The organism is Spongiibacter sp. (assembly GCF_984394615.1).
In genome coordinates, this window is the sequence record NZ_CFHTQA010000018.1 from 21,460 (window position 1) to 42,426 (window position 20,967).

General features: G+C 58.4%; 19 protein-coding genes. 10 read left to right on the forward strand and 9 right to left on the reverse strand.

The features are described 5' to 3' along the window. The first annotated feature begins 350 nt into the window (after positions 1–350). Positions 351–1,952, forward strand: a complete 1,602-nt coding sequence (locus tag AC5DB9_RS08700) for a phosphoethanolamine transferase (protein WP_272991491.1) — start codon at positions 351–353, stop codon at positions 1,950–1,952. Continuing rightward, positions 1,952–2,659: a phosphatase PAP2 family protein gene (locus tag AC5DB9_RS08705; protein ID WP_273009664.1), complete on the forward strand. Its 708-nt coding sequence runs from the start codon at positions 1,952–1,954 to the stop codon at positions 2,657–2,659. Before AC5DB9_RS08700 ends, AC5DB9_RS08705 begins: the two co-directional genes overlap by 1 nt. On the opposite strand, the gene AC5DB9_RS08710 is transcribed toward AC5DB9_RS08705, so the two are convergent. Next, positions 2,628–3,107, reverse strand: coding sequence for an NUDIX domain-containing protein (locus AC5DB9_RS08710; protein WP_272991494.1), 480 nt, complete (start codon positions 3,105–3,107; stop codon positions 2,628–2,630). The two genes, AC5DB9_RS08705 and AC5DB9_RS08710, sit on opposite strands and share 32 nt — an antisense overlap. A 108-nt stretch (positions 3,108–3,215) precedes the next feature. Between AC5DB9_RS08710 and AC5DB9_RS08715 the strand changes: the two genes are divergently transcribed. Then, positions 3,216–4,040 (forward strand): SDR family NAD(P)-dependent oxidoreductase, encoded by an 825-nt coding sequence (locus AC5DB9_RS08715; protein ID WP_272991496.1) that lies wholly within the window; start codon positions 3,216–3,218, stop codon positions 4,038–4,040. A gap of 66 nt (positions 4,041–4,106) precedes the next feature. Here AC5DB9_RS08715 and AC5DB9_RS08720 read toward each other — a convergent pair whose 3' ends face one another. The 7 genes from AC5DB9_RS08720 to trxA all read right to left on the reverse strand — a co-directional run bounded on the left by AC5DB9_RS08720 (position 4,107) and on the right by trxA (position 12,657). After that, a complete protein-coding gene (locus tag AC5DB9_RS08720) occupies positions 4,107–5,102 on the reverse strand; it encodes a hypothetical protein (protein ID WP_272991498.1) in 996 nt (331 codons plus the stop codon). 34 nt (positions 5,103–5,136) lie between these two features. Continuing rightward, positions 5,137–5,631, reverse strand: coding sequence for a nuclear transport factor 2 family protein (locus AC5DB9_RS08725; protein WP_272991499.1), 495 nt, complete (start codon positions 5,629–5,631; stop codon positions 5,137–5,139). A 43-nt stretch (positions 5,632–5,674) separates the two neighbouring features. Next, positions 5,675–7,837 carry a TonB-dependent receptor gene (locus tag AC5DB9_RS08730; protein ID WP_272991500.1) on the reverse strand — a complete coding sequence of 721 codons (2,163 nt, stop codon included), beginning with the start codon at positions 7,835–7,837 and terminating at the stop codon, positions 5,675–5,677. Positions 7,838–8,180: 343 nt separating this feature from the next. Further along, the gene (gene hemW / locus AC5DB9_RS08735; protein ID WP_272991501.1) at positions 8,181–9,329 is read right to left on the reverse strand and encodes a radical SAM family heme chaperone HemW; all 1,149 of its coding nucleotides are present in this window, start codon (positions 9,327–9,329) and stop codon (positions 8,181–8,183) included. After that, positions 9,329–10,792 carry a 4-hydroxy-3-polyprenylbenzoate decarboxylase gene (gene ubiD, locus AC5DB9_RS08740; protein WP_272991503.1) on the reverse strand — a complete coding sequence of 488 codons (1,464 nt, stop codon included), beginning with the start codon at positions 10,790–10,792 and terminating at the stop codon, positions 9,329–9,331. Before ubiD ends, hemW begins: the two co-directional genes overlap by 1 nt. A 54-nt stretch (positions 10,793–10,846) precedes the next feature. After that, positions 10,847–12,115 (reverse strand): transcription termination factor Rho, encoded by a 1,269-nt coding sequence (gene rho, locus AC5DB9_RS08745; RefSeq protein WP_022958785.1) that lies wholly within the window; start codon positions 12,113–12,115, stop codon positions 10,847–10,849. A gap of 215 nt (positions 12,116–12,330) precedes the next feature. Continuing rightward, a complete protein-coding gene (gene trxA, locus AC5DB9_RS08750) occupies positions 12,331–12,657 on the reverse strand; it encodes a thioredoxin TrxA (RefSeq protein WP_022958786.1) in 327 nt (108 codons plus the stop codon). Positions 12,658–12,808: 151 nt separating this feature from the next. Here trxA and waaA point away from each other — a divergent pair, with 151 nt between their 5' ends. After that, positions 12,809–14,080, forward strand: coding sequence for a lipid IV(A) 3-deoxy-D-manno-octulosonic acid transferase (waaA, locus tag AC5DB9_RS08755; protein ID WP_272991504.1), 1,272 nt, complete (start codon positions 12,809–12,811; stop codon positions 14,078–14,080). A 64-nt stretch (positions 14,081–14,144) separates the two neighbouring features. Here the strand turns inward: waaA and AC5DB9_RS08760 are convergent, their stop codons facing one another. Further along, on the reverse strand, positions 14,145–15,575 hold the full coding sequence (locus AC5DB9_RS08760; RefSeq protein ID WP_272991505.1) for a TolC family outer membrane protein: 1,431 nt from the start codon (positions 15,573–15,575) through the stop codon (positions 14,145–14,147). A gap of 129 nt (positions 15,576–15,704) precedes the next feature. On the opposite strand from AC5DB9_RS08760, the gene AC5DB9_RS08765 reads away from it, so the two are divergent. The 6 genes from AC5DB9_RS08765 to AC5DB9_RS08790 all read left to right on the forward strand — a co-directional run bounded on the left by AC5DB9_RS08765 (position 15,705) and on the right by AC5DB9_RS08790 (position 20,940). Continuing rightward, positions 15,705–16,163, forward strand: coding sequence for a DUF1249 domain-containing protein (locus AC5DB9_RS08765; RefSeq protein WP_272991506.1), 459 nt, complete (start codon positions 15,705–15,707; stop codon positions 16,161–16,163). Positions 16,164–16,302: 139 nt separating this feature from the next. Then, positions 16,303–17,112 (forward strand): phosphodiesterase, encoded by an 810-nt coding sequence (locus AC5DB9_RS08770; protein WP_272991507.1) that lies wholly within the window; start codon positions 16,303–16,305, stop codon positions 17,110–17,112. Continuing rightward, on the forward strand, positions 17,109–17,696 hold the full coding sequence (locus tag AC5DB9_RS08775; protein WP_272991508.1) for a YqiA/YcfP family alpha/beta fold hydrolase: 588 nt from the start codon (positions 17,109–17,111) through the stop codon (positions 17,694–17,696). Before AC5DB9_RS08770 ends, AC5DB9_RS08775 begins: the two co-directional genes overlap by 4 nt. A 63-nt stretch (positions 17,697–17,759) precedes the next feature. Then, entirely contained in the window at positions 17,760–19,649 is a 1,890-nt protein-coding gene (parE, locus tag AC5DB9_RS08780) for a DNA topoisomerase IV subunit B (RefSeq protein ID WP_272991509.1), read from the forward strand. Positions 19,650–19,754: 105 nt separating this feature from the next. Then, positions 19,755–20,540 (forward strand): methyltransferase family protein, encoded by a 786-nt coding sequence (locus tag AC5DB9_RS08785; RefSeq protein ID WP_272991510.1) that lies wholly within the window; start codon positions 19,755–19,757, stop codon positions 20,538–20,540. Further along, positions 20,530–20,940, forward strand: a complete 411-nt coding sequence (locus AC5DB9_RS08790) for a hypothetical protein (protein WP_272991511.1) — start codon at positions 20,530–20,532, stop codon at positions 20,938–20,940. Before AC5DB9_RS08785 ends, AC5DB9_RS08790 begins: the two co-directional genes overlap by 11 nt. Positions 20,941–20,967 lie beyond the last annotated feature (27 nt).

Genomic DNA, 20,967 nt, shown 5'->3' on the forward strand with positions numbered 1-20,967 from the left:
TCCAGACCTTCCACATCGGCCATCAGGTGGCTCTGCTCGCCGCGTTCCTGATCACGGTCCGCGCGAGCCGGCCCTAAATAAGGGGCATTATTTATCAGGACGTGCTGGTCGAGCTGCTGAATAATGCCTCGGTGAAGGCTATTTCAGAACGGCCGCATTTTCACGACAGCAGCAACTTCCACCGCGCCTTCAAGCGCTGGAACAGCATCGCGGCTCAAGCCGGACTTCCGCTAGTTTCATACTTAAGCCAGCCTTAAGAATTCCACTCTATGCTCCTGATGTAACTTTACGGCTGAAGGCAGGTGTGCCGCTTCTCAGTCCTATTACATTTACCGGCGGACACGGCGTTAATGACCCTCTTTTCCCTGAACAGGCCCTGGCAGCGACTGTTACTGGCGGCGGTATTTATTACCGCCACCATGAATATCCATTTCTTTTCCGCCAGCATGGCACTGTATCCACCCTCGGCATACCCGGTATTTTTCGGCTCGCTGCTGCTGTTCAGCTTTGCGGTGCAACTGTTTACCGTAGCACTGCTGGCGCTGTTGTTGCCGCTGTCAGCGGCACTAATATTGGCGCTGCTGGTTGGCGCCACCAGCAGTTATTTTTCCGACACTTACGGCACGGTGATCGACACCGAGATGCTGCGCAATGTGCTGGAATCCAACGCCGCCGAAAGCCTGGACCTGCTGTCACCGGCGCTGCTGATGCGCCTCGCTTTGCTCTCAGCACTCCCCATACTGCTGGTACTACGCTATCCAGCAAAAAATGTCAGCGCCTGGACATCACGTCGCGACGCGCTGCTCTGCGGTAGTGGCGCGCTGTTATTGCTACTGGGCGTCATTCTCAGCCAAAGCGATCAATACGCCAGCTTTCTGCGCGAACATAAACAGGTCCGCTACTACCTGAATCCCGGCTATCCGGTATATTCCGCGCTGCGCTTTGGCGGCTCGCTGATCAGCTCCTCCGAGCCTCATATGTTCAATCAACTCAACGCCGGAGCCGCCCTGCCGGAGGGAGACGACGACCGGGAGCTGGTCATTATGGTGGTGGGAGAAACCGCCCGCGCCGACCACTTCGCACTCAACGGGTACAGCCGAGACACCACACCGCTGCTTTCGCAACAACGGCGACTAATCAGCTACCGGAATATTGAATCCTGTGGCACCTCAACGGCGATTTCCGTGCCCTGTATGTTTTCCTATCTCACCCATGAAGATATGGACGTGGAGGAGGCTCGCGCCTCGGAAAACATCCTCGATGTCCTCTCACAGGCAGGCGTGACGGTGCTTTGGCGGGATAATAACTCCGATTCCAAGGGCGTTGCGGCGCGCCTTCCTTTTGAGGATTTCCGCAAGCCCGACAACAATCCCGCCTGCGACGAGGAGTGCCGCGACATCGGCTTGCTCAGCGGTCTTCAGGACTATATCGACAGCCACGATGGCGACTTGCTGATCGTGCTTCACCAGATGGGCAGTCACGGCCCGGCCTATGCCAAGCGCTATCCATCGGCGTTCGAGCACTTCACCCCGGCTTGTCATTCACCGGAGCTGTCTACCTGTACCCAACAGGCGGTCATCAACGCCTACGACAACAGCATTCGCTACACCGATTATTTTTTGAACGCGGTGATTACCCTGCTTCAGCAGAATACTCCCCGCTTCGAGACCGCCATGCTCTACGTCAGTGATCACGGCGAATCGCTGGGCGAAAATCACCTGTACCTGCACGGCATGCCCTACGCACTGGCGCCAGAAGCGCAGACCCACGTGCCGGTGCTCGTGTGGGCGGGAGAGAGCTCCGATATCGATCTGCGCCAGAGCCAGGCGCTGTCGGCAGCGACCAATTCCCACGACGTGGTCTTCGACACCCTGCTGAAACTGTTTGAAGTGGAATCGCAGCTCAAGCCTAAGGCAGACATGCCCTTACTGATTTTGCAGGACAGCCATTAATGCGACATGAAAGCCGCCAGCTTGTTCTGAGTGCGCTGACGCTAGGCGCCGTACTGCTGGTTTTTGAAATCTGGCCGCTGGACCTGTGGTTGCAGGACGCTCTGTTCAATACCCAGCAGCAAACATGGTTGCTGGATCGCCACGACGCACGGCTGAGAGCCTTGTTTTACACCGGCCCCAAAATCCTGCTCTGGCTGATTTTTTTCGGCTTCGTAGTCGCGCTGCTACGCGGTCGGCGCAGCACGGCCTTGTGTGTGCAACGGCGGGGACAGTGGATTGTAGTGATGTCGCTGCTGCTGGTGCCGGGCATCATCACAGGAATGAAAAGCCTGACGAATGTGGCCTGCCCCGCCGACCTGCAGCGCTACGGCGGCGACCTGCCCGTGGTCGGCTTGTTCGACGCCTACCCCATCACACAGCGCCCCGCCAAACGCCAGCGCTGTTTTCCCGCCGGTCACGCCAGCGGCGGCTACGCCTTGCTGTCATTGTATTATCTGGGAAGCGACCGCCGTCGGCGCCGCCAGTATTTACTGTTGGGTCTGACAGCGGGAACGGCAATGGGGGCGTACAAGATGCTAATCGGTCATCACTTTCTTAGCCACACACTGAGCAGCGCCCTGCTGAGCTGGCTGATCATCAACCTTATTGCCCGGACAGTGACGGACACGACACCACTCAGCAGACCCGAGATTTCAGCCAGTCGTTAATCGCCAGCCCGGTGCCCATATCCCAGCCCTTTAGCTGGTCCACCGGAACGATTTTGTAGTCATCCAGCTCGTCGTTAAGCTTGATATCCCCCGCCGCTTTTACGTGGTAGGCGATAATGACCTGATTCTGATGCGGGAAAGGGTAGGCACCGACCAACTCGGTCTCCAGTGCATGGAGGTTCAGCTCTTCCATGGTCTCGCGGCGGGCACACTCCACGGGGTCCTCTCCCTCTTCCAAAAAGCCCGTGATAATGGAGTAGAACTTTTTCGGCCAGCTCACATTGTGCGCCAGCACCACGCCACCCTCGACTTCAACAATCATCGCCACCACCGGCACCGGATTGTTGAAGTGGATAAAACCGCAGGCGCGATCCGGGCAGCCGCTGCGAATTTCATCGTCGACCAGCACCTCGGCAAGCGGACTGGCACACTGGGGGCAGTAGTTCATTATTGTTTCCTTGTCATAAATTGGCACGGATGCCGCCGGTCTGAATCGGGCATACTAAACAAACGCCCGCAGCAAACTCGTCGGAGAGTGCTGCAGATTTTGCTATAAATGACTTTTTCTCGCCACGAAAAAACCGCTGCGGAGACCCAACTCATGGACCTGCAACTCAGTGACAAAACTGCCTTAATCAGCGGCAGCCACCGCGGAACCGGTGCCGTGATAGCACGCGCACTGAGCGCCGAGGGGGCAAGCGTCATTCTGCACAGCGATATTGAGGGCGCCTGTGACGCACTCGCCGAGGAACTGGATGCTGACGCGGTGTGGGGCAATCTGAGCAGCGACGAGGGCTGCGATCTGGTGCTGCAACAGCTGCACCGCATCGGCGAGGTGGATATCCTCATCAACAATCGCGGCGGCAGCGATGGCGGCGATTGGTCGGATGATACCGAACAGTGGCTGGCGGCCTATCAACACAATGTTTTGTCGGCGGTGCGGCTCTGCCAAGCGCTGGCGCCAGACATGCAAACCCGGGGCTGGGGCCGCATTGTGCAACTGGGCACGATCGGCAGCCGCCAGCCCCGCGCCGCCATGCCACACTATTACGCCGCCAAGGCGGCTCTGGCCAACACCACGGTAAGCCTGTGCCGGGAGCTGGCGGGCAGCGGCGTCACGGTGAATACCGTGTCGCCGGGCTATGTGCGCACCCCTGAGGTAGAAGCGTGGGTGCGGCGCTGGGCGCGCAAGCGCGGACTGGAGGGCGACTGGGGCGATATCGTCGCCGCCTTCTGCGAAGCGGAATATCCCAACCCCTGCGGACGCATTGGCGAGTGCGAGGAAATTGCCGATCTGGTCTGCTTTTTATGCAGCGAGCGGGCGGGGTTTATCAACGGCCAAAACCTGATGATTGATGGCGGCGCGCTGGCCAGTTGCTGAGCCAACCGCACTCTTGCCGCCCTCAAGCGGGTAATTTATATCGGCAAACGCCCTGGCTGAACGGTGTTAGTCGAGGAACGTCGAGGGTCCCCAGCTCTTGATAATATCCTTGGCATAGCCACCCAGAACATCACTGCCCAAGCCTGTGCGATCCCCCAGAAACACTTCTGCGGCGCTCTGATCAAAATCCACTTTGGTCAACAGCTCTAGCGCTTTGTCTTCCGCTTCGGCGCGGCCCGCGCCAAAAAACGGATGCTGAAATTCAGCATAGACCACACGATGCTCGTAGTCCGGTTCACGCAACAGCCACTGGAAAAACTGCTTCGGCGTCCATAGCTGACGGGGCTGGTGAAAGCCCATTACCACGACCCGCAGCTTCTGCCAGTCCTGATCCGGGAAGTCAGCTTTGTAACGCTGCATCTGCGCACGGAACTGCCGCAACTGTTCCAGTGCCGCGAGCTGGAAATTGGCGCTGAACAGTGGGCGAAGCGGTGTCACAAAGGCAAGGAATTCCGCCTCGGAGACCGTTCCTGCCGCACTAATGGTATCGATAAAGTCGCGAGAGCGTTCGAGTATGGTCAGCAAGCGTTGTTCAACCACAGCGCTCAGCCCGATATCACTCAGACCTTCCAGCGACGCAAGGATGGCCGCGCGGTAATCGGCCAATTGCGCCTGTTGCGCTGCAGACAGCTCCCCATACCCCTGCATGGCAATAATGGAATAGATGCCATAGGGCGGATGGCTGTTATTGGCCAAGGCGAAATAGACCGTTTTATCTATTTCATAGCGCAGCCGCTGGCCGTCGCTGGTGATCAGCGTCATACCCAGAAAGTCCTGAATCACCACAGGACTGGCGAGGATAACAGCTGCGCGGTGCTGTTCTATGGCACCATCGTAAGCGCGGCGAAATTCATTGCGCAGACTGGGACTGGGCGCCGCTGGTGCCGCGATATCGCTGGCAGGCAGCGCCGCACAGCCACTGAGCAGCGCCAACAGCAAAACGGTATTGAGACGGCAAAGTCCCGAGCGCGACAAGAAAAAAGTAGAGAAAAGTAAAAACATGATTTACCTAAAAGTCAGTGTGAAAACACAATAGTTATGATGAGGCAGGCCAAGGATAGGGCTCCGCACCTTCGTCCAACGGCAGCTCACCCAGGCGCTGCATATCGTCTACCTGACTGTCGGTATACTCCTTCAGCACTATGATTCTGCCGTCGCGCAACTCACCCACCGCCGTGGTCCCCATCGCGGTGCGTTTGCCCGAGGCCTTGCTGGTGGTGGCAAACTGGTACTCCACCGCGAAACGGTTGCCATCTACCAGAATCTGATGCACATACACTTTGGTGTTTTTGAACTTGTCTTTCCACATACGGAACACAGCCAGCGCGCCAGCGTTGTCGGTGCGCTTGCCCGGATAGGCAAAGATCAGTTGAGGATGGGCTGTTTCTGTAAAATCGGCCTCGTTGAGCGTTTCCCATGACATGAGAGATCGCATCACAACAGCGCGCACTTCATCGGCACTCGGCGCGGCCGCCAGCCCTGTTTTCGAAAGCAGAGCGGCGGCCAGTAACAACCACAAGTATCGGGACATTGGGTAGCTCCAAATAAAAACGGCGGCGATCGCCGCCACAGGCTTAGAAGCGGTAGCTGACATTCACGCCATACCAACTGGGCTTGCCGTAAACATCCGTGGAGAATCCCAGGAAGGCCAAGTCGAAGGAGAAGGTCCGGTATTCCTCATCAGTGATGTTTTCGCCAAACATCATCACCCGCCATTTTTCGTCGTCGCTGAGCCAGCTTAGATTGGCGTTAACCAATGTGTAGCTGTCTTCGTAGTGACTGGGGCTGTTGAAGCTGTCGAAGTACTGATCGTCGAACCAACTTACATCAGCCTGCGCAACCAGCATACCGCCCCAGGGCGCTGCCCATTGGTAGCGGGAAATCACATTGGCCTGCCATTCCGGCGTCAGTGGCATCTGGGTATCCACCACTTGTAGGCCATACAGGGTGACATCCTTCAGGGTAGCGTCGGTATAGGCGACGTTGGCCATCAGATCCAGTCCTGCGATTGGCGAGAAGGCAACTTCCAGCTCCGCGCCCTGAACCTCGGCATCGGAGTTGAAGGCCTGTGAACTCAGCGTGGTGCCGTCAAACTGGAAGGCCTGTGAGTCCTGGTAGTCGTAGTAATAGAACGAGCCATTCACACGTGTTGCGCCGCCCATCAGGGTTTGCTTGAAACCCACTTCGTAGGAGGTCAGCGTCTCACCACCTACCGGAATGCCATCTTGACCGCTGGCACCTGTAGTGAAGCCGAGGTTGAACAGTCCGGCCTTGTGAGCGCGCGCAACACCACCGTAGATCAGCGTGTCTTCAGCGGGCGTCCAGTTCAGGCGCGCATTGAAGTCCACGTCGTTGTCATCAATCTCGGCCTTATCACCAACAGTGCTGGTATTGAACACCAAACCATTGTCTGTGTTGTTCAGATCAAACTCTTTCTTCTCGTTGCTGAAACGCACCCCAAGTGTGGTGCTCAGGGTCTCCGTCAGCCGGTAATCCAGATTGCCGAACACAGCATAGGACTGAGTATCCAGCGAATACAGTACCGGCGGGCGATTACTGTCGCAGCCCGACGGAGCACAACGGGACTGGGAGCCATCAATATCGTAGTCGAGGTAGAACAGGCCCAACATCCAGTCGCTGCGCTCAGTACTGCCCGACAGCCTGAATTCCTGTGAAAACTGCTTGCCGTCCGGATGCACTTCGGTGCCGCGCTCAAAGGGTGTGCCATCACTATCGAAAGTGGCGTCCTTAGAACTGGTTTCAGCACCGGTAATCGACACCACATCCAGATCATTAACGCGCCAGTCCACCCGTGCGATAGCGGTGGTTTGCTGGGTTTCGAGGTAAATATCCCGGTCAGAATGGGTATCACGCGGATTGTTAGGGGTTTCTTCTATGTAGCCGTTGTAGCCCGGTTGACCTGGGTTAGGCTGAGCAAGATAGGTCGGTGCCGGGTCGTCGGCACTGACATGCTGAAACATGTTGCCCGCGTCATTGTCGTTCCAGCTGTGCTGCAACATCAGGCTGATATGCAGATCATCATCGGGCGTAAACAGCAGCTGGCCTCGCAGCGAGTTGGCGTCCAACGCATTGCCATCCTCGGCTCCAGGGTAGGTGTTTTCAACCCAGCCATCGTACTCGTGGTGCAGCACAGAAATCCGGCCGCTGAGGGTATTGGTAAGCGCGCCGCCAACCGCCCCCTCCAGCTTGAATTTGTTGTACTCGCCGTAGGTGGCGTCCACATAACCTTCCGTTTCACTCGACGGTTTCACCGTAATGTAGTGGATCAACCCGCCGGTGGCATTTCGGCCATAAAGTGTACCCTGCGGCCCGCGAAGAACCTCAACACGCTCGATATCGAAGACCTGCTGGTCCAGCCCCACGAGATTGGCCTTGTAGAACTCATCGATGTAGACCGCGGAAGGGCTTTCATTAATATCTGAGAAGTCCCGCTGGGATACCCCTCGAATCGAAATAAACGGAAAGTCGCCATCGCCGGAGTTTTGCCCTATGGTCAGGCCCGGGGTATAGAGGGCCAGGTCAAGGGTACTCTCAATACCCAGTTCCTTGATCTGGTCGCCCGAGAAGGCGCTGACGCTGATGGGAACATCTTGTAAAGACTGCTGACGCTTTTGCGCGGTAACCAGAATTTCTTCGGTCACCTGAGCATGCACCGTGTATGCGGCAAGCAAGCTGCCACACAGCAGTGCTTTCGAAAGTGTGTCGTTGCGTTTCATTGTGTTTCTCCAGAAAGCTTAAAGGCACGAACCAACCCACTCTCAATTCCTTCAACCTTATGGGTGGTGTTGCGACTGAACACGTCCCACACCCGTCTGGCGCCGGTGCGGTAGTACTCAGTGTTGGTATGCCCACCACGCCGATGACGAGTGTGCATTGGAATGTTGTGTTGCGACGCCCGCCCAAGGGCAAAATATGAACAAATGGTCGCTATACGAACCACAAAGCAAGTTCGATGCCAACGGGTGGGGCAGGATTTCCTGCAGATGGGAGGGGATAGTTGGGCAAATTTAATGCAAAGCGCACAATAGCGCCCCAAAATAACGCAAACGCGTTAAGCCGCTATTCCGGCAGGAATGTGGTCAACACACTGTCCAACAGTTCGGCACCTCTAGCCGTACAGCGGTAATCTTCACCACACTGCTCAATCAAACCCGTTGACTGCAGTTTCTGGACTTGGGAAGAAATGCTCGACCAACTCAGGCCGCTGCGCTCACAGAACAGGGCTTCGCTAAAACCTTCCTGCAGGCGCAGGGCGTTCATCAGAAACTCAAAGGGACGGTCACTCACATCAATGCTGCCGAGCCTGGCGGTACGGGAAGGCTGTCTGGCGAGATAATCGTCAGGTTTACGGGTTTTCTGATAACGAAAAATATCGCTGTCAGAGCAGGTAATTTTGCCGTGAGCACCAGCGCCCAGTGCCAGATAGTCGCCGAACTGCCAGTAGTTCAGGTTGTGGCGTGCCTGCCGACCGGGACGCGCAAAGGCCGAGACTTCATAGCGCTGAAAACCCGCCGCGCTCAGCCGCGCAAAGCCCGCCTCCTGAATTGCTGCCAGCTCGCCCTCGGGAGGCAAGGTCGGCGGCCGCCGATAGAACTCAGTATTGGGTTCGATAGTGAGCTGATACCAGCTGATATGACTGGCACCGCTCTCTATCGCCGCGTCGAGGTCGCGCAGGGCGTCAATGCGGTGCTGGCCGCTGAGGCCGTGCATCAGGTCCACGTTGAAGTTGTCGAAACCGGCTTCCTGGGCACTGGCAATCGCCCGGCGGGCGTCGTCGCCGCTGTGAATCCGACCGAGCTGCTGCAACTGCAGCGGGTCAAAACTCTGCACACCAATCGACAGGCGGTTGATGCCCAGCTCGCGGTAGGCGGCAAACCGCCCCTGCTCCAGCGTACCGGGGTTGGCTTCAAGGGTTATTTCCACATCTTCGGCAAAACGCAGCCGCTGGCGCAGGCCGCCGAAGAGCTGGCGATAGGCATCGGCGGAAAACAGACTGGGGGTGCCGCCACCGATAAATACGCTCTGGATTGCCCGGTCAGAAACGTAGCCGATGTCCTGATCCAGGTCTTCCAACATGGCTGCGACATAGTCGGCTTCGGGCAGCTCACCCTGCTGAGCGTGAGAGTTAAAGTCGCAGTAGGGGCACTTGCGGACGCACCAGGGAATATGGATGTACAGCGCCAGCGGCGGCAGCACGGCGGTCGTCATCAGAGGCCGAGATCCGACCAGATCTCATCCACGCGGCGCACGACGTCCGGGTCTTTCTCAATAGGGCGGCCCCATTCACGCTCGGTTTCACCCGGCCACTTGTTGGTGGCGTCCATTCCCATCTTCGAGCCGAGGCCCGACACCGGCGAGGCAAAGTCGAGGTAGTCGATAGGGGTGTTCTCCACCAGCACGGTGTCGCGCTGCGGGTCCATGCGGGTGGTGATCGCCCAGATCACATCGTTCCAGTCGCGCGCGTTGACGTCGTCGTCGCAGACAATCACAAACTTGGTGTACATGAACTGGCGCAGGAAGGACCAGACACCAAACATGACCCGTTTGGCGTGACCGGGGTACTGTTTCTTGATCGTCACCACTGCCATGCGATAGGAACAGCCCTCGGGCGGCAGATAGAAGTCGATAATTTCCGGAAACTGACGGCGCAGCAGCGGTACCAGCACTTCATTCAGGGCCACCCCGAGCACGGCGGGTTCATCGGGCGGACGGCCGGTGTAGGTGCTGTGGTAGATCGGCTGCTTGCGGTGGCTGATATGCGTCACCGTAAACACCGGAAAGCGGTCCACCTCATTGTAATAGCCGGTGTGATCGCCGTAAGGGCCTTCGTCGGCCATTTCCTCGGGGTCGATATACCCCTCAAGAATATATTCGCTGTTGGCGGGCACCTGTAAGTCATTGCTCAGGCTGGTGACCAACTCCGTTTTTTCACCCCGCAGCAGCCCGGCAAAGGCATATTCACTGAGAGTGTCCGGCACGGGCGTGACCGCGCCCAGCGTAGTCGCCGGGTCAGCACCCAATGCCACCGAGACGGGGAATTTTTCGCCGGGGTGGGCGGCTTTGAATTCCTGAAAATCCAGTGCGCCACCACGGTGGGACAACCAGCGCATAATCAGCTTGTTTTTGCCGATCAACTGCATCCGGTAAATGCCGAGATTCTGGCGTTCTTTATTCGGCCCGCGGGTAATGACCAGCGGCCAGGTAATCAGCGGCGCGGCGTCGCCGGGCCAGCAGGTTTGAATGGGAAGGCGGTGCAGATCGACGGCCTCGCCCTCAATCACGCATTCCTGACATACCGCCTTGTTGACCAGCTTGGGCCCCATATTGAGCACCTGCTTGAACACCGGCAGTTTGCTCCAGGCATCGCGCAGGCCCTTGGGCGGATCGGGCTGACGCAGAAAGGCGAGCAATTCGCCCACCTCGTGCAGCGCGTCGATATCTTTCTGCCCCATCCCCATCGCCACACGCTTTTCGGTGCCAAACAGGTTGGCCAGTACCGGCACGTCGTAGCCTGTGGGGTTTTCAAACAGCAGCGCAGGACCGCCCGCGCGCAGCACGCGGTCGCAGATTTCAGTCATTTCCAGATGGGGATCAACAGGGTGCTTGATGCGTTTCAGCTCACCCTGTTTTTCCAGATAGCGAAGAAAATCGCGCAGGTCTTTGTGCTTCATAGTCCGAGGTCTGCTGTCCGTATCCGGCGCCGCACCCGACTCCCGGATACCGGATTACTTGCGTTTCATCGAATCGAAGAATTCGGCGTTGGTCTTGGTGTCCTTGAGCTTGTCGATCAGGAACTCAATCGCCGGGGTGTCTTCCATGCCGTGCAGCAGCTTACGCAGAATCCACATGCGTTGCAGCTCTTCTTCACCGGTCAGCAATTCTTCGCGACGGGTGCCGGAGCGGCGGATATTGATCGCCGGGTAAACGCGCTTCTCAGCGATCTTGCGATCCAGGTGCAGCTCGTTGTTACCCGTCCCTTTGAATTCTTCGTAAATGACTTCGTCCATTTTCGAGCCGGTGTCGATCAGCGCGGTAGCAATAATCGACAGGCTGCCGCCTTCTTCCACGTTACGCGCGGCACCAAAGAAACGCTTGGGGCGTTCCAGGGCGTGGGCATCCACACCACCGGTCAGCACCTTGCCGGAACTGGGCACGATGGTGTTGTAGGCACGGGCCAGACGGGTAATGGAGTCGAGCAGCACCACCACGTCGCGCTTATGCTCTACGAGGCGCTTGGCCTTCTCGATGACCATTTCCGCCACCTGTACGTGACGCGCCGGGGGTTCGTCGAAGGTCGAAGCCACCACTTCCGCACCGCGTGCCCCCACCGAGCGCTGCATCTCCGTCACCTCTTCGGGACGTTCGTCAATCAGCAGGACGATGACATAACACTCGGGGTTGTTGCGGATGATGCTCTGCGCGATGTTCTGCAGCATCAGGGTTTTACCGGCTTTCGGCGGCGCAACAATCAGGCCGCGTTGGCCTTTGCCGATGGGCGCCACCAGATCGATGATACGGCCGGTGAGGTCTTCGGTAGAGCCGTTACCCAATTCCAGCGTCAGGCGCTCGTTGGGGAACAGCGGCGTGAGGTTTTCAAACAGGACCTTGTTCTTGGACTGCTCAGGTTTGGTGAAGTTGACCTGATCGACCTTGAGCAGCGCGAAGTAGCGCTCGCCTTCTTTGGGCGGGCGAATCTTACCGGCAATGCTGTCACCGGTGCGCAGATTGAAGCGGCGGATCTGGCTGGGCGACACATAGATGTCATCGGGGCCAGCGAGGTATGAGCAGTCTGCGCTGCGCAGGAAGCCAAAGCCATCCTGCAGGATTTCCAGTACGCCATCGCCGTGAATATCTTCGCCGCTTTTGGCGTGGCGCTTCAGGATGGAAAAGATGATGTCTTGTTTGCGCGAGCGGGCGATGTTGTCGAGGCCAATTTCTTTGGCGATGTCCAGCAGTTCCTGGGCAGACTTGGTTTTCAGATCAGTAAGATTCATAGGTTCAGGGTTGTTGGTTTATATGAGATGCGGCTAGAACGAGACGCAGAAACGGCAGGGACGCGGCCGAAACGTACTCGACGTATTAGCGGAAGCGAAAATAAAAAGGTGTTATTTGAATAGTTTTGGGATTGATTGACCGAACTCTATCACCGAATGGTGATGCCGTAAAGCCTTTAAAAACAGGCCCCAAGCGGGCGCGCAGGGCCTTGGTATTACAGTGCGCTGTCGATGAAATCGCAGAGTTGCGTTTTGGACAGGGCGCCGACCTTGGTCGCTTCGGCATTGCCGCCTTTGAAGATCATCAGCGTGGGAATGCCACGTACGCTGAACTTCGCCGGGGTTTCTGAGTTGGCGTCAACGTCGATCTTGCAGATCTTGATCTTGCCGGCGTAGTCGCCAGAGATCTCGTCGAGCACCGGGGCGATCATCTTACAGGGGCCACACCACTCCGCCCAGAAATCTACCAGTACCGGCAGCTCGGACTTCAGCACTTCTTCTTCGAAGCTGCTGTCAGTGACGTGAACGATGTTGTCACTCATCTTGGGTCTCCAAGTTGAAATCGTGAAAGTCGGAAAGCGCGATCATAGCACAGCTGACTCGCGGATGTGCAAGGCGTCCACATGGCCTGCGCTGGTCAGCATCGCCCCCGACCGCTATGCTAGCCGCCGAACTGTTATCTGCCGAATCGCCATGCCGCGCCTTTTTTACAGCCTGCTCCTCTACTTACTTGTGCCGCTGATTCTGCTGCGCCTGCTTTATCGTGCCATGCGGGCGCCGGATTACCGACGCCGCGTTGCCGAGCGCTTTGGTTTTTTCAAACCACCGGCCGCCACCGGCGGCCTGTGGGTGCACGCGGTGTCGGTAGGCGAGAGCATTGCCGCTGCGCCGCTGATCCGCCACTTTCTGGAAAAGCACCCCGAATTGCCGGTCGTGGTCAGCTGCATGACCCCCACCGGCTCCGAGCGCATTCGCGAGCTGTTTGGCGACCGCGTATTCCACGTTTATGCCCCCTACGATCTGCCCGATGCGGTGTCGCGCTTCCTGGACCGGATCCAGCCCCGCGCAGCCGTCATTATGGAAACCGAAATCTGGCCGAACATGGTCTGCCAGACCAGCGCCCGCGGCATTCCGGTGCTGCTGGCCAATGCGCGGCTGTCGGAGCGCTCAGCCCGCGGCTATCAGCGGCTCAGCGGCCTCAGTCGGCCAGTGATGCGGGCCATGCACCGCATCGTTGCCCAGGGACGGGCCGATGCGGAGCGCTTTGCCGCCTTGGGGGTGAGCCCGGACGCGCTGTGCGTATCCGGCAGTATCAAATTCGATGTCAGCATTCCTGACGCCCTGCGCCAACAGGCCCTTGCATTGCGCGAGGCAATGGGCACGCGCCCCACTTGGATTGCCGCCAGCACCCACGACGGTGAAGACGGCATTCTGCTGGACGCGCATCGACAACTCCTGACGCAGTTTCCCGACGCGCTGCTGATTCTTGTACCCCGCCACCCGGAACGCTTTGACGGCGTTGCCCGGCAAATTGAGCAGGCGGAATTGCGCTATACGCGACGCAGCCTTGAGGGAACCGCCGCCCGCGACAGCCAGGTACTGCTGGGCGACACCATGGGCGAGCTGTTGCTGTTGTTGGGCACCGCGGATATCGCCTTTATTGGCGGCAGCCTCATTCCGCGAGGCGGCCACAACAGCCTTGAGGCGGCAGCCTGGGGACTGCCCGTTCTGACAGGGCCAAGCGATTTCAATTTCGCGGAGATCAGCCGTCTGCTGCAGGACGCCGGCGCACAGCGCATCGTCGACAGTGCACAGAGCCTGTTCGACGCTCTGCAACGCTTGTTTGCTGACGCCGAACAGCGCCAGCAGCAGGGCCGTCATGCACTCAGCGTGGTCGATGCTAATCGGGGGGCATTGCAGGCCCTGATCAACGAGGTCGAGGCAGCGCTGCAGCAGCAAAGCTGAACCGGGCTAAGCACAAGATAAGAAAGGAAGAAAAAGAAAAGGGCACCGCAGTGCCCTTCAGGTTTTAGCTCTGAGATTTCAGACTGGCCGCCGGGGCATCTTTCAGCCATTTGTTCAGCTGATGGATATCTGCCGGGCTCAAGGTGCCAGCATTCTGCTTCAACTGCAGCATATCCAGCACGTAATCGTAGCGCGCATTGCTGTAGTCACGAATGGCCGCGTACAGCGCACGCTGGGCATTCAGCACATCCACCACGTTGCGGGTACCCACTTCGTAACCGGCTTCGGTCGCGTCCAACGCGCTTCGCGCCGACACAATATTCAGCTTGCGGGCTTTCACGGTCTGCACATCGGTGCTCACCGCAATGTGCTGAGCGCGCGTCGCCGACACCACCTGACGCTGGGTCAGTTGGGCATTGTGGCGCGCCGCATTGTATTGCTCGTAGGCCTGACGGCGCCCGGCGCTGATACCACCCCCGGCAAACAGCGGGACTTCGAGGGTAATACGCAAGGCTTCGGTTTCGAAGGAGCTATCCGGCGGAACGGCAAAGGTGCTGACAGGATTGAATGTACGACTGCCGTCCATGTCCTCTTTGGAATAGCTGAAGCTGCCGCTGATGGTTGGCAGGTGCTCCATTTTCTTCGCCCGGGCCGTTTGGTAGGCGGAGTCCGAGGACGCCTGCGTAACTTTGAGCTGGTAGTTATTCTTCAGCGCGAAATCCACCCAGGAAGCACGATCAGCGGGTACTGGCGGCTCGATGGGGAAATCTTCGCTGAGCGGCCACAGCTTGCCGTGCTCGGCACCCGTCAGCGTTGTGAGGTTCTCGCGCGCAATCGCCAGTGACCCCTCGAAGCCCAGACGCTGGGCCACGGCGCTGTCGTAAACGGCGCGCGATTCGTGGACATCGGTAATGGCAATCAGGCCGACATCAAAGCGCTGCTGGGTTTGCTCCAGTTGGCGCTTGGCGGCACGCTCTTCGGCCATCGAGGCATCGAGGTTTTCCCGCGCCTTCAACACTTCGAAGTAGGCCTCGGCAACACGCACAATCAGCGCCTGCTGGTCGAAAGCCAGTTGGGCTTCGGCCCGCTCGGTGACCTTTTTACCGGCCTTGAAGCTGAACCAGGCAGGCAGATCAAAAATGGCCTGATTCAGACTGACTGAGTAGTGCTCGGTTTCCGAGTCAGTGGTAGAGGCTTGGTCGATAATCGTGACGTTCGAACCACCAAATGGTCCGGAAGTGATGTTAGTGCTCTTCGACTCAGCGTCCGTTTCCGAATCCTGATAGTAGGCCTGGCCCACCACCTGCGGCAGCAGCGCAGAGCGGCTCAGCTTTTCCGTTTCCAGATCGGCGCGATAAGTGGCTTCCGCCGCTTTTAACTGGGGATCGTTTTTTAAAGCAAGTTCGTAGACGTCGAGCAAGGTGTCCGCACTGGTGGCGGAAGCACCCGTAGCAAGCGCCAGTGCAACACTAAGTAAGTGACGTTTGGCAATCATAAAGGTAACCTGTTCTGCTAACGGAGGAGCTGCGTCAGCCGCTCAGTGTATCAGAATCACTCTTCTCAAGAATGATTATTAACGAATGTTATTAAAATCTACCGTGCAAATTTCAATGCGGCGGGACACGTGAAGACATCGCGCTATCAAATCAATCTCAACGCCCATCTCGCCGACTGTGAGATGAATTACCTGCGCTTGAGCAAACTGCTTCCCGAGCCGTTGGCGGCGGGTCAGACGCTGACGATCGGCCTGGGCGCTCACGCCCTGAATATCGATATTCGCGAATGCGCCCCCTACACCACGTTTTTAGAAATGCGCCTCGCACAGGCCAGCCAGCAACCCTGGTCATCGATCTGCCTGAAGGTACGTATGTATCACGACGCAGCAATGGCCGAAGTCTCGGGGGCAGAAGGCGTACACAGTCTGCGCCAGCGCTACGACTACCCCAACAGCAAGATGTTTCAGCAGGATGAAAAGGCGCAGCTCAACCGATTCCTCGGCGAGTGGCTCAGCCTGTGCCTGCGCCACGGCCATCACAGCAACATCGCGGTAGCCGATATTTTGGGCGAAACGGACAAGCCCTGAGCCCGCCGGAGGCAGCCGCAAAGGGACCATGTTCGCAAATTTTCTGTCCGCAGCAGTGAGCATTAGAAACCGTCGCCGGGTCACTGGATTTGTCTGAAGGCATCCCGTATAACAGCTCAGATACGTCACGAGGCCGGCCGTGAAGCACACTCATTCAGATTCAGACAACGCTACTGACCTCTGCGTCGTGCAGGTCAGCGATTGCCATCTCGGCCGGGAGCCGGGAGAGCGCCTGTTGGGCATGGATACCGACCATAGCCTTGATGAAGTGCTGAAACTGGTGCGCCACAACCACAGCCACATCGACCTGCTGGTCATGTCCGGCGACCTGTCTGCCGACGGCGACGCCAGTGCCTATCAGCGCCTGCTGCCCAAACTGGAAGGCCTGGCGGCACAAACGGTCTGGCTGCCGGGCAATCACGATGACGTCCCTACGATGCAGCGCTGCGTCGACACAGCGCAAATGCCCTCGCAAATCACGCTGGGCGACTGGCAGTTTCGTTTCCTCAATTCGGCGGTGCCCGATGAAGTGGGCGGCCACCTCGCTGACAGCGAGCTGAATGCCGTGAAATCGCTCAACAGCGAGCAGCCTGCAATGATTTTTTTGCACCACCATCTGCGCCCGCTCGGCGCCGCGTGGCTCGATGAACAGCGCGTTGATAACGCCGATGACCTGTTTGCACTTCTCGATGAACAGCCCAGCGTCGCCGCCGTCGTATCCGGCCATGTTCATCAGCAATCCGACACACGCCATGGCAATCAGCGCTTGCTGACCACGCCCTCCACCTGTATACAATTCGCGCCGGGCAGCCACGATTTTGCCCTGGACGACCTCAATCCCGGCTACCGCTGGTTTACCCTCAGCGCCAATGGCGACTGGCAAACCGGCGTAGAGCGGGTGAGCGGTGTGACGTTTACAGTAGACAGGACAGCAAACGGCTACGCATGAGCGCGACAGTAATTTATATCCACGGTTTTCTTTCTTCTCCTCAATCCCACAAAGCGCAACTGGCCGCTGACTACTTCAAACGCCACCATCCCGACATTCGCTTTCTGGTGCCGGATATGCCCAATCATCCGGCGGGCGCCTTTGCCCGGCTCGATCAACTGGTGAAAGACGAACTCGCCCGTCAACCCGACAAACTGGTGCTGATGGGCAGCTCACTCGGCGGCTTTTTCTCCACCGTGCTGGCCGAGCGCTACGATTTGAAAGCCGTCGTTGTGAACCCTGCCGTACGTCCCCACGAGCGCGGCGAGCAGTTTCTGGGCGATTACCACAACCCCTACACCCACGAGCCATTTTCGGTCACCCAGAACGATATTGACTGTCTGGCCGAGCTGGCCCCTGCGCAGATCACGCCGCAGCGCTACTGGTTGATGGTGCAGGAGGGCGACGAAACGCTGGATTATCGTCTGGCGGTGGACGCCTACGCAGGCAGCAAGCAGCTGGTTGAGCCCGGCGGCGACCACAGCTTTGTAGGCTTTGAGCGGCATTTGCCCGCAATAGTGGAATTTCTCGGCGTAGCTGGTTAACAATAGCCGCCATTCTGTTTCATTCAGCGTGCGGCCACCGGCCGCCACTGCACTTGGTAGACCATGTCTCAATACACCTCACAATCTATTGAAGTTCTTACCGGTCTGGAGCCGGTGCGCAAGCGCCCCGGCATGTACACCGATACGGCCAGACCCAACCACTTGGCCCAGGAAATCATCGATAACAGTGTCGATGAGGCCCTCGCCGGACACGCCAGCCAGATCGTTGTCACCCTGCACAACGACGGCTCGCTGAGCTGCGGCGACGACGGTCGCGGCATGCCCGTGGATATCCACCCCGAAATGAGCCTGCCGGGCGTCGAGGTGATTCTCTCCACGCTGCACGCAGGGGGTAAATTCTCCAACGACAACTACCAGTTCTCCGGCGGTTTGCACGGCGTGGGGGTATCGGTGGTGAACGCCCTGTCCACCCTGCTGGAAGTGACCATCAAGCGCGACGGGCAGGTGCATCAGATGCGCTTTGCCAACGGCGAAAAGGCCTCAGATCTCGAAGTCATCGACAGCTGCGGCAAGCGCAATACCGGCACGCTGCTGCGCTTCTGGCCCGATCCGCAATACTTCGACAGCGCCAAGTTTTCAGTGCGCCGCCTCAAGCATGTGCTGCGTGCCAAAGCGGTACTATGCCCCGGCCTGCATGTGCGCTTTATTGACGAAACCGGCGAGGAAAGCGAAGAGTGGCACTACGAAGACGGCCTGCCCGACTATCTGGCCAGTCACACCCGCGACTATGAAACCCTGCCCGCGCAACCCTTTGTGGGCCATTTCAGCGGCAATACCGAGGGCGTGGACTGGGCCGTGCAGTGGCTGCCGGAAGGCGGCGAGCCGCTGACCGAATCCTACGTCAACCTGATTCCGACTGCTCAGGGCGGCACCCACGTGAACGGCCTGCGCAGCGGCCTGCTGGACGCCATGCGCGAGTTCTGTGAATTCCGCAATCTGCTGCCCCGTGGTGTCAAACTCAGCCCCGATGACATTTGGGACCGCTGCAGCTACGTGCTGTCGTCCAAACTGGCCGACCCGCAGTTCTCCGGCCAGACCAAGGAACGCCTCAGCTCCCGCGAAGCGTCCGCCTTTGTCTCCGGCGTGGCGAAAGACGCCTTCAGCCTGTGGCTGAACCAGCACACCGAAGAAGCTGAAAAGCTGGCCGAGCTGTGCATCAGCAACGCCCAGAGCCGCCTGCGCAAAGCCAAAAAAGTAGTCCGCAAGAAGGTGTCTGCCGGCCCGGCATTGCCCGGCAAGCTGGCCGACTGTTCCGGCGTGGAAAGCGAGCGCTCAGAGCTGTTTCTGGTGGAAGGGGATTCGGCGGGCGGCTCGGCCAAGCAAGCACGGGACCGTCAGTATCAAGCCATTCTGCCGCTGCGCGGTAAAATCCTGAACACCTGGGAAGTCGACTCCCAGCAGATTCTCGCCTCGCAGGAAGTCCACGATATTTCCGTGGCACTGGGCGTCGACCCCGACTCCAGCGACCTGAGCGGCCTGCGCTACGGCAAAATCTGCATCCTCGCCGACGCCGACTCCGACGGTGCCCACATCGCCACACTGCTGTGCGCGCTGTTTTTGCGGCACTTCCGTCCACTGGTAGAGCAGGGCCACGTGTTTATCGCCATGCCCCCGCTGTACCGTGTCGATGTGGGCAAAGAGGTGTTCTACGCACTGGATAACGACGAAAAGCAGGGCATCGTCGACCGGATTGAAGCCGAAAAAATCCGCGGCAAAGTCTCGGTTACCCGCTTCAAAGGCTTGGGTGAGATGAACCCGCTGCAACTGCGCGAGACGGTTATGGACCCGGACACCCGCCGGCTGGTGCGTCTGGGCATCGAGCCCGACGACGATACCGACAGCCTGATGGACATGCTGCTGGGCAAGAAGCGCGCCGCCGACCGCAAAGAGTGGCTGGAACGCAACGGCGATGAAGCCGAAGTACTGATGTAAGGCCTGTCACCAATAGACAGTAAAAGCGTCGCCTAAAAGCATTTCTAAAATTGCGCCACCGACTACTATCGTTTGGCACAGTAACAATAAAAAAAGGAATGCTTCATGGAACAACGCGAGCCGATCCCCGGCTGGGCGCGGTTTTTTCTCGCCTTTGCCGATCTCACCATCTGGAAAGCCCCCGGCGCGCCGCGCATTCGCGTGGCCTGGGCGGTGGATCTCCACAAGATCATCACCCTGTTTATCATTTACGGGATGATGCAGTACTACAACAACTTCAGCACCGCGACCTGGGTCTACCTCGGCCTGCACGGCATTTACGGCTACTGCTGGCTGATCAAAGATTTTGGTTTCCGCGACCATCAGCTCAACCAGAAACTCAGCCTGCTGGGGGCGATCAATCTCTATGTTTTCCTGATCGGCTGGTACTGGCTCACGCCGTGGCTGATGATCTCCCGCTTTATAGAACCCAGCGGCCCCATGCTGTTTGCCGCCATCGCCGTCCACACACTCGGCGTGGTGCTGATGGTTGCCGCCGATGGTCAGCGTCACTGGGTGCTCAAGTATCGCCAGCAGTCCGGGCTGATTACTGACGGCGTCTATCGCTACACCCGCAACCCCAATTATCTGGGCGAGCTGATGCTCTACGCCGCCTACCCGCTGCTGGCCCAGCACTGGATCGCCTGGGTGATTTACGGCTACATGGCGGTGTACTTCCTGGCGCGGATGAAAAACAAAGACCACGCCATCTCACGCCATCCCGGCTGGCAGGACTACAAACGCCAGACCGGCCTGCTGATTCCCTGGCGCCTGCTGACGGGCGGCGCACTGGCTGACCGTCTCAAAGAGCACAATCAGGGCAGCGGGGAGGCCAGCGCCAATGCAAAATGAGCAAAACTGGAAGCGCTTCTACCGCTTCGCCGCCATCTTCAACTTTGCCGCGGCGGCCATGCTGTTGTTTGCCACCGAGCAGTTCTTCGCCATCCTGCAAATGCAGAGCATCTACACCCCCGAACTGCTGCCCTGGGCGCATCAGTTCGGGGCGCTGGTGCTGGTATTCGGATTGGGGTACTGGCGCATCGGCAGCAGTCCTCGCGACCACAAAGACATCATCTGGATGGGCTGCGTCGGCAAAACCCTGGTATTCATCACCGCCTGGGTCGACACTCTCAGCTTTGGCGCGCTGATGCCCTTTGCCATCTTTGTGTTTGCCGACCTCGCCTTTGCGGCGATCTACGCCGTTTACCTGCTCAACAACGCCAAACACGACGCGCAGCAGCTACTGCGCTGACCACCCGGGAATGCCCACCTCTTGTGA

What these genes read in the sequence shown, in the direction of transcription:
- waaA (WP_272991504.1), top strand. Translation starts at nt 12,809, where the DNA reads ATGCCGCGCCTTTTTTACAGCCTGCTCCTCTACTTACTTGTGCCGCTG.
- rho (WP_022958785.1), bottom strand. Translation starts at nt 12,115, where the DNA reads ATGAATCTTACTGATCTGAAAACCAAGTCTGCCCAGGAACTGCTGGAC.
- AC5DB9_RS08715 (WP_272991496.1), top strand. Translation starts at nt 3,216, where the DNA reads ATGACTTTTTCTCGCCACGAAAAAACCGCTGCGGAGACCCAACTCATG.
- AC5DB9_RS08730 (WP_272991500.1), bottom strand. Translation starts at nt 7,837, where the DNA reads ATGAAACGCAACGACACACTTTCGAAAGCACTGCTGTGTGGCAGCTTG.
- AC5DB9_RS08725 (WP_272991499.1), bottom strand. Translation starts at nt 5,631, where the DNA reads ATGTCCCGATACTTGTGGTTGTTACTGGCCGCCGCTCTGCTTTCGAAA.
- AC5DB9_RS08775 (WP_272991508.1), top strand. Translation starts at nt 17,109, where the DNA reads ATGAGCGCGACAGTAATTTATATCCACGGTTTTCTTTCTTCTCCTCAA.
- trxA (WP_022958786.1), bottom strand. Translation starts at nt 12,657, where the DNA reads ATGAGTGACAACATCGTTCACGTCACTGACAGCAGCTTCGAAGAAGAA.
- AC5DB9_RS08705 (WP_273009664.1), top strand. Translation starts at nt 1,952, where the DNA reads ATGCGACATGAAAGCCGCCAGCTTGTTCTGAGTGCGCTGACGCTAGGC.
- AC5DB9_RS08785 (WP_272991510.1), top strand. Translation starts at nt 19,755, where the DNA reads ATGGAACAACGCGAGCCGATCCCCGGCTGGGCGCGGTTTTTTCTCGCC.
- AC5DB9_RS08790 (WP_272991511.1), top strand. Translation starts at nt 20,530, where the DNA reads ATGCAAAATGAGCAAAACTGGAAGCGCTTCTACCGCTTCGCCGCCATC.
- parE (WP_272991509.1), top strand. Translation starts at nt 17,760, where the DNA reads ATGTCTCAATACACCTCACAATCTATTGAAGTTCTTACCGGTCTGGAG.
- AC5DB9_RS08710 (WP_272991494.1), bottom strand. Translation starts at nt 3,107, where the DNA reads ATGAACTACTGCCCCCAGTGTGCCAGTCCGCTTGCCGAGGTGCTGGTC.
- ubiD (WP_272991503.1), bottom strand. Translation starts at nt 10,792, where the DNA reads ATGAAGCACAAAGACCTGCGCGATTTTCTTCGCTATCTGGAAAAACAG.
- AC5DB9_RS08720 (WP_272991498.1), bottom strand. Translation starts at nt 5,102, where the DNA reads ATGTTTTTACTTTTCTCTACTTTTTTCTTGTCGCGCTCGGGACTTTGC.
- AC5DB9_RS08700 (WP_272991491.1), top strand. Translation starts at nt 351, where the DNA reads ATGACCCTCTTTTCCCTGAACAGGCCCTGGCAGCGACTGTTACTGGCG.
- hemW (WP_272991501.1), bottom strand. Translation starts at nt 9,329, where the DNA reads ATGACGACCGCCGTGCTGCCGCCGCTGGCGCTGTACATCCATATTCCC.
- AC5DB9_RS08760 (WP_272991505.1), bottom strand. Translation starts at nt 15,575, where the DNA reads ATGATTGCCAAACGTCACTTACTTAGTGTTGCACTGGCGCTTGCTACG.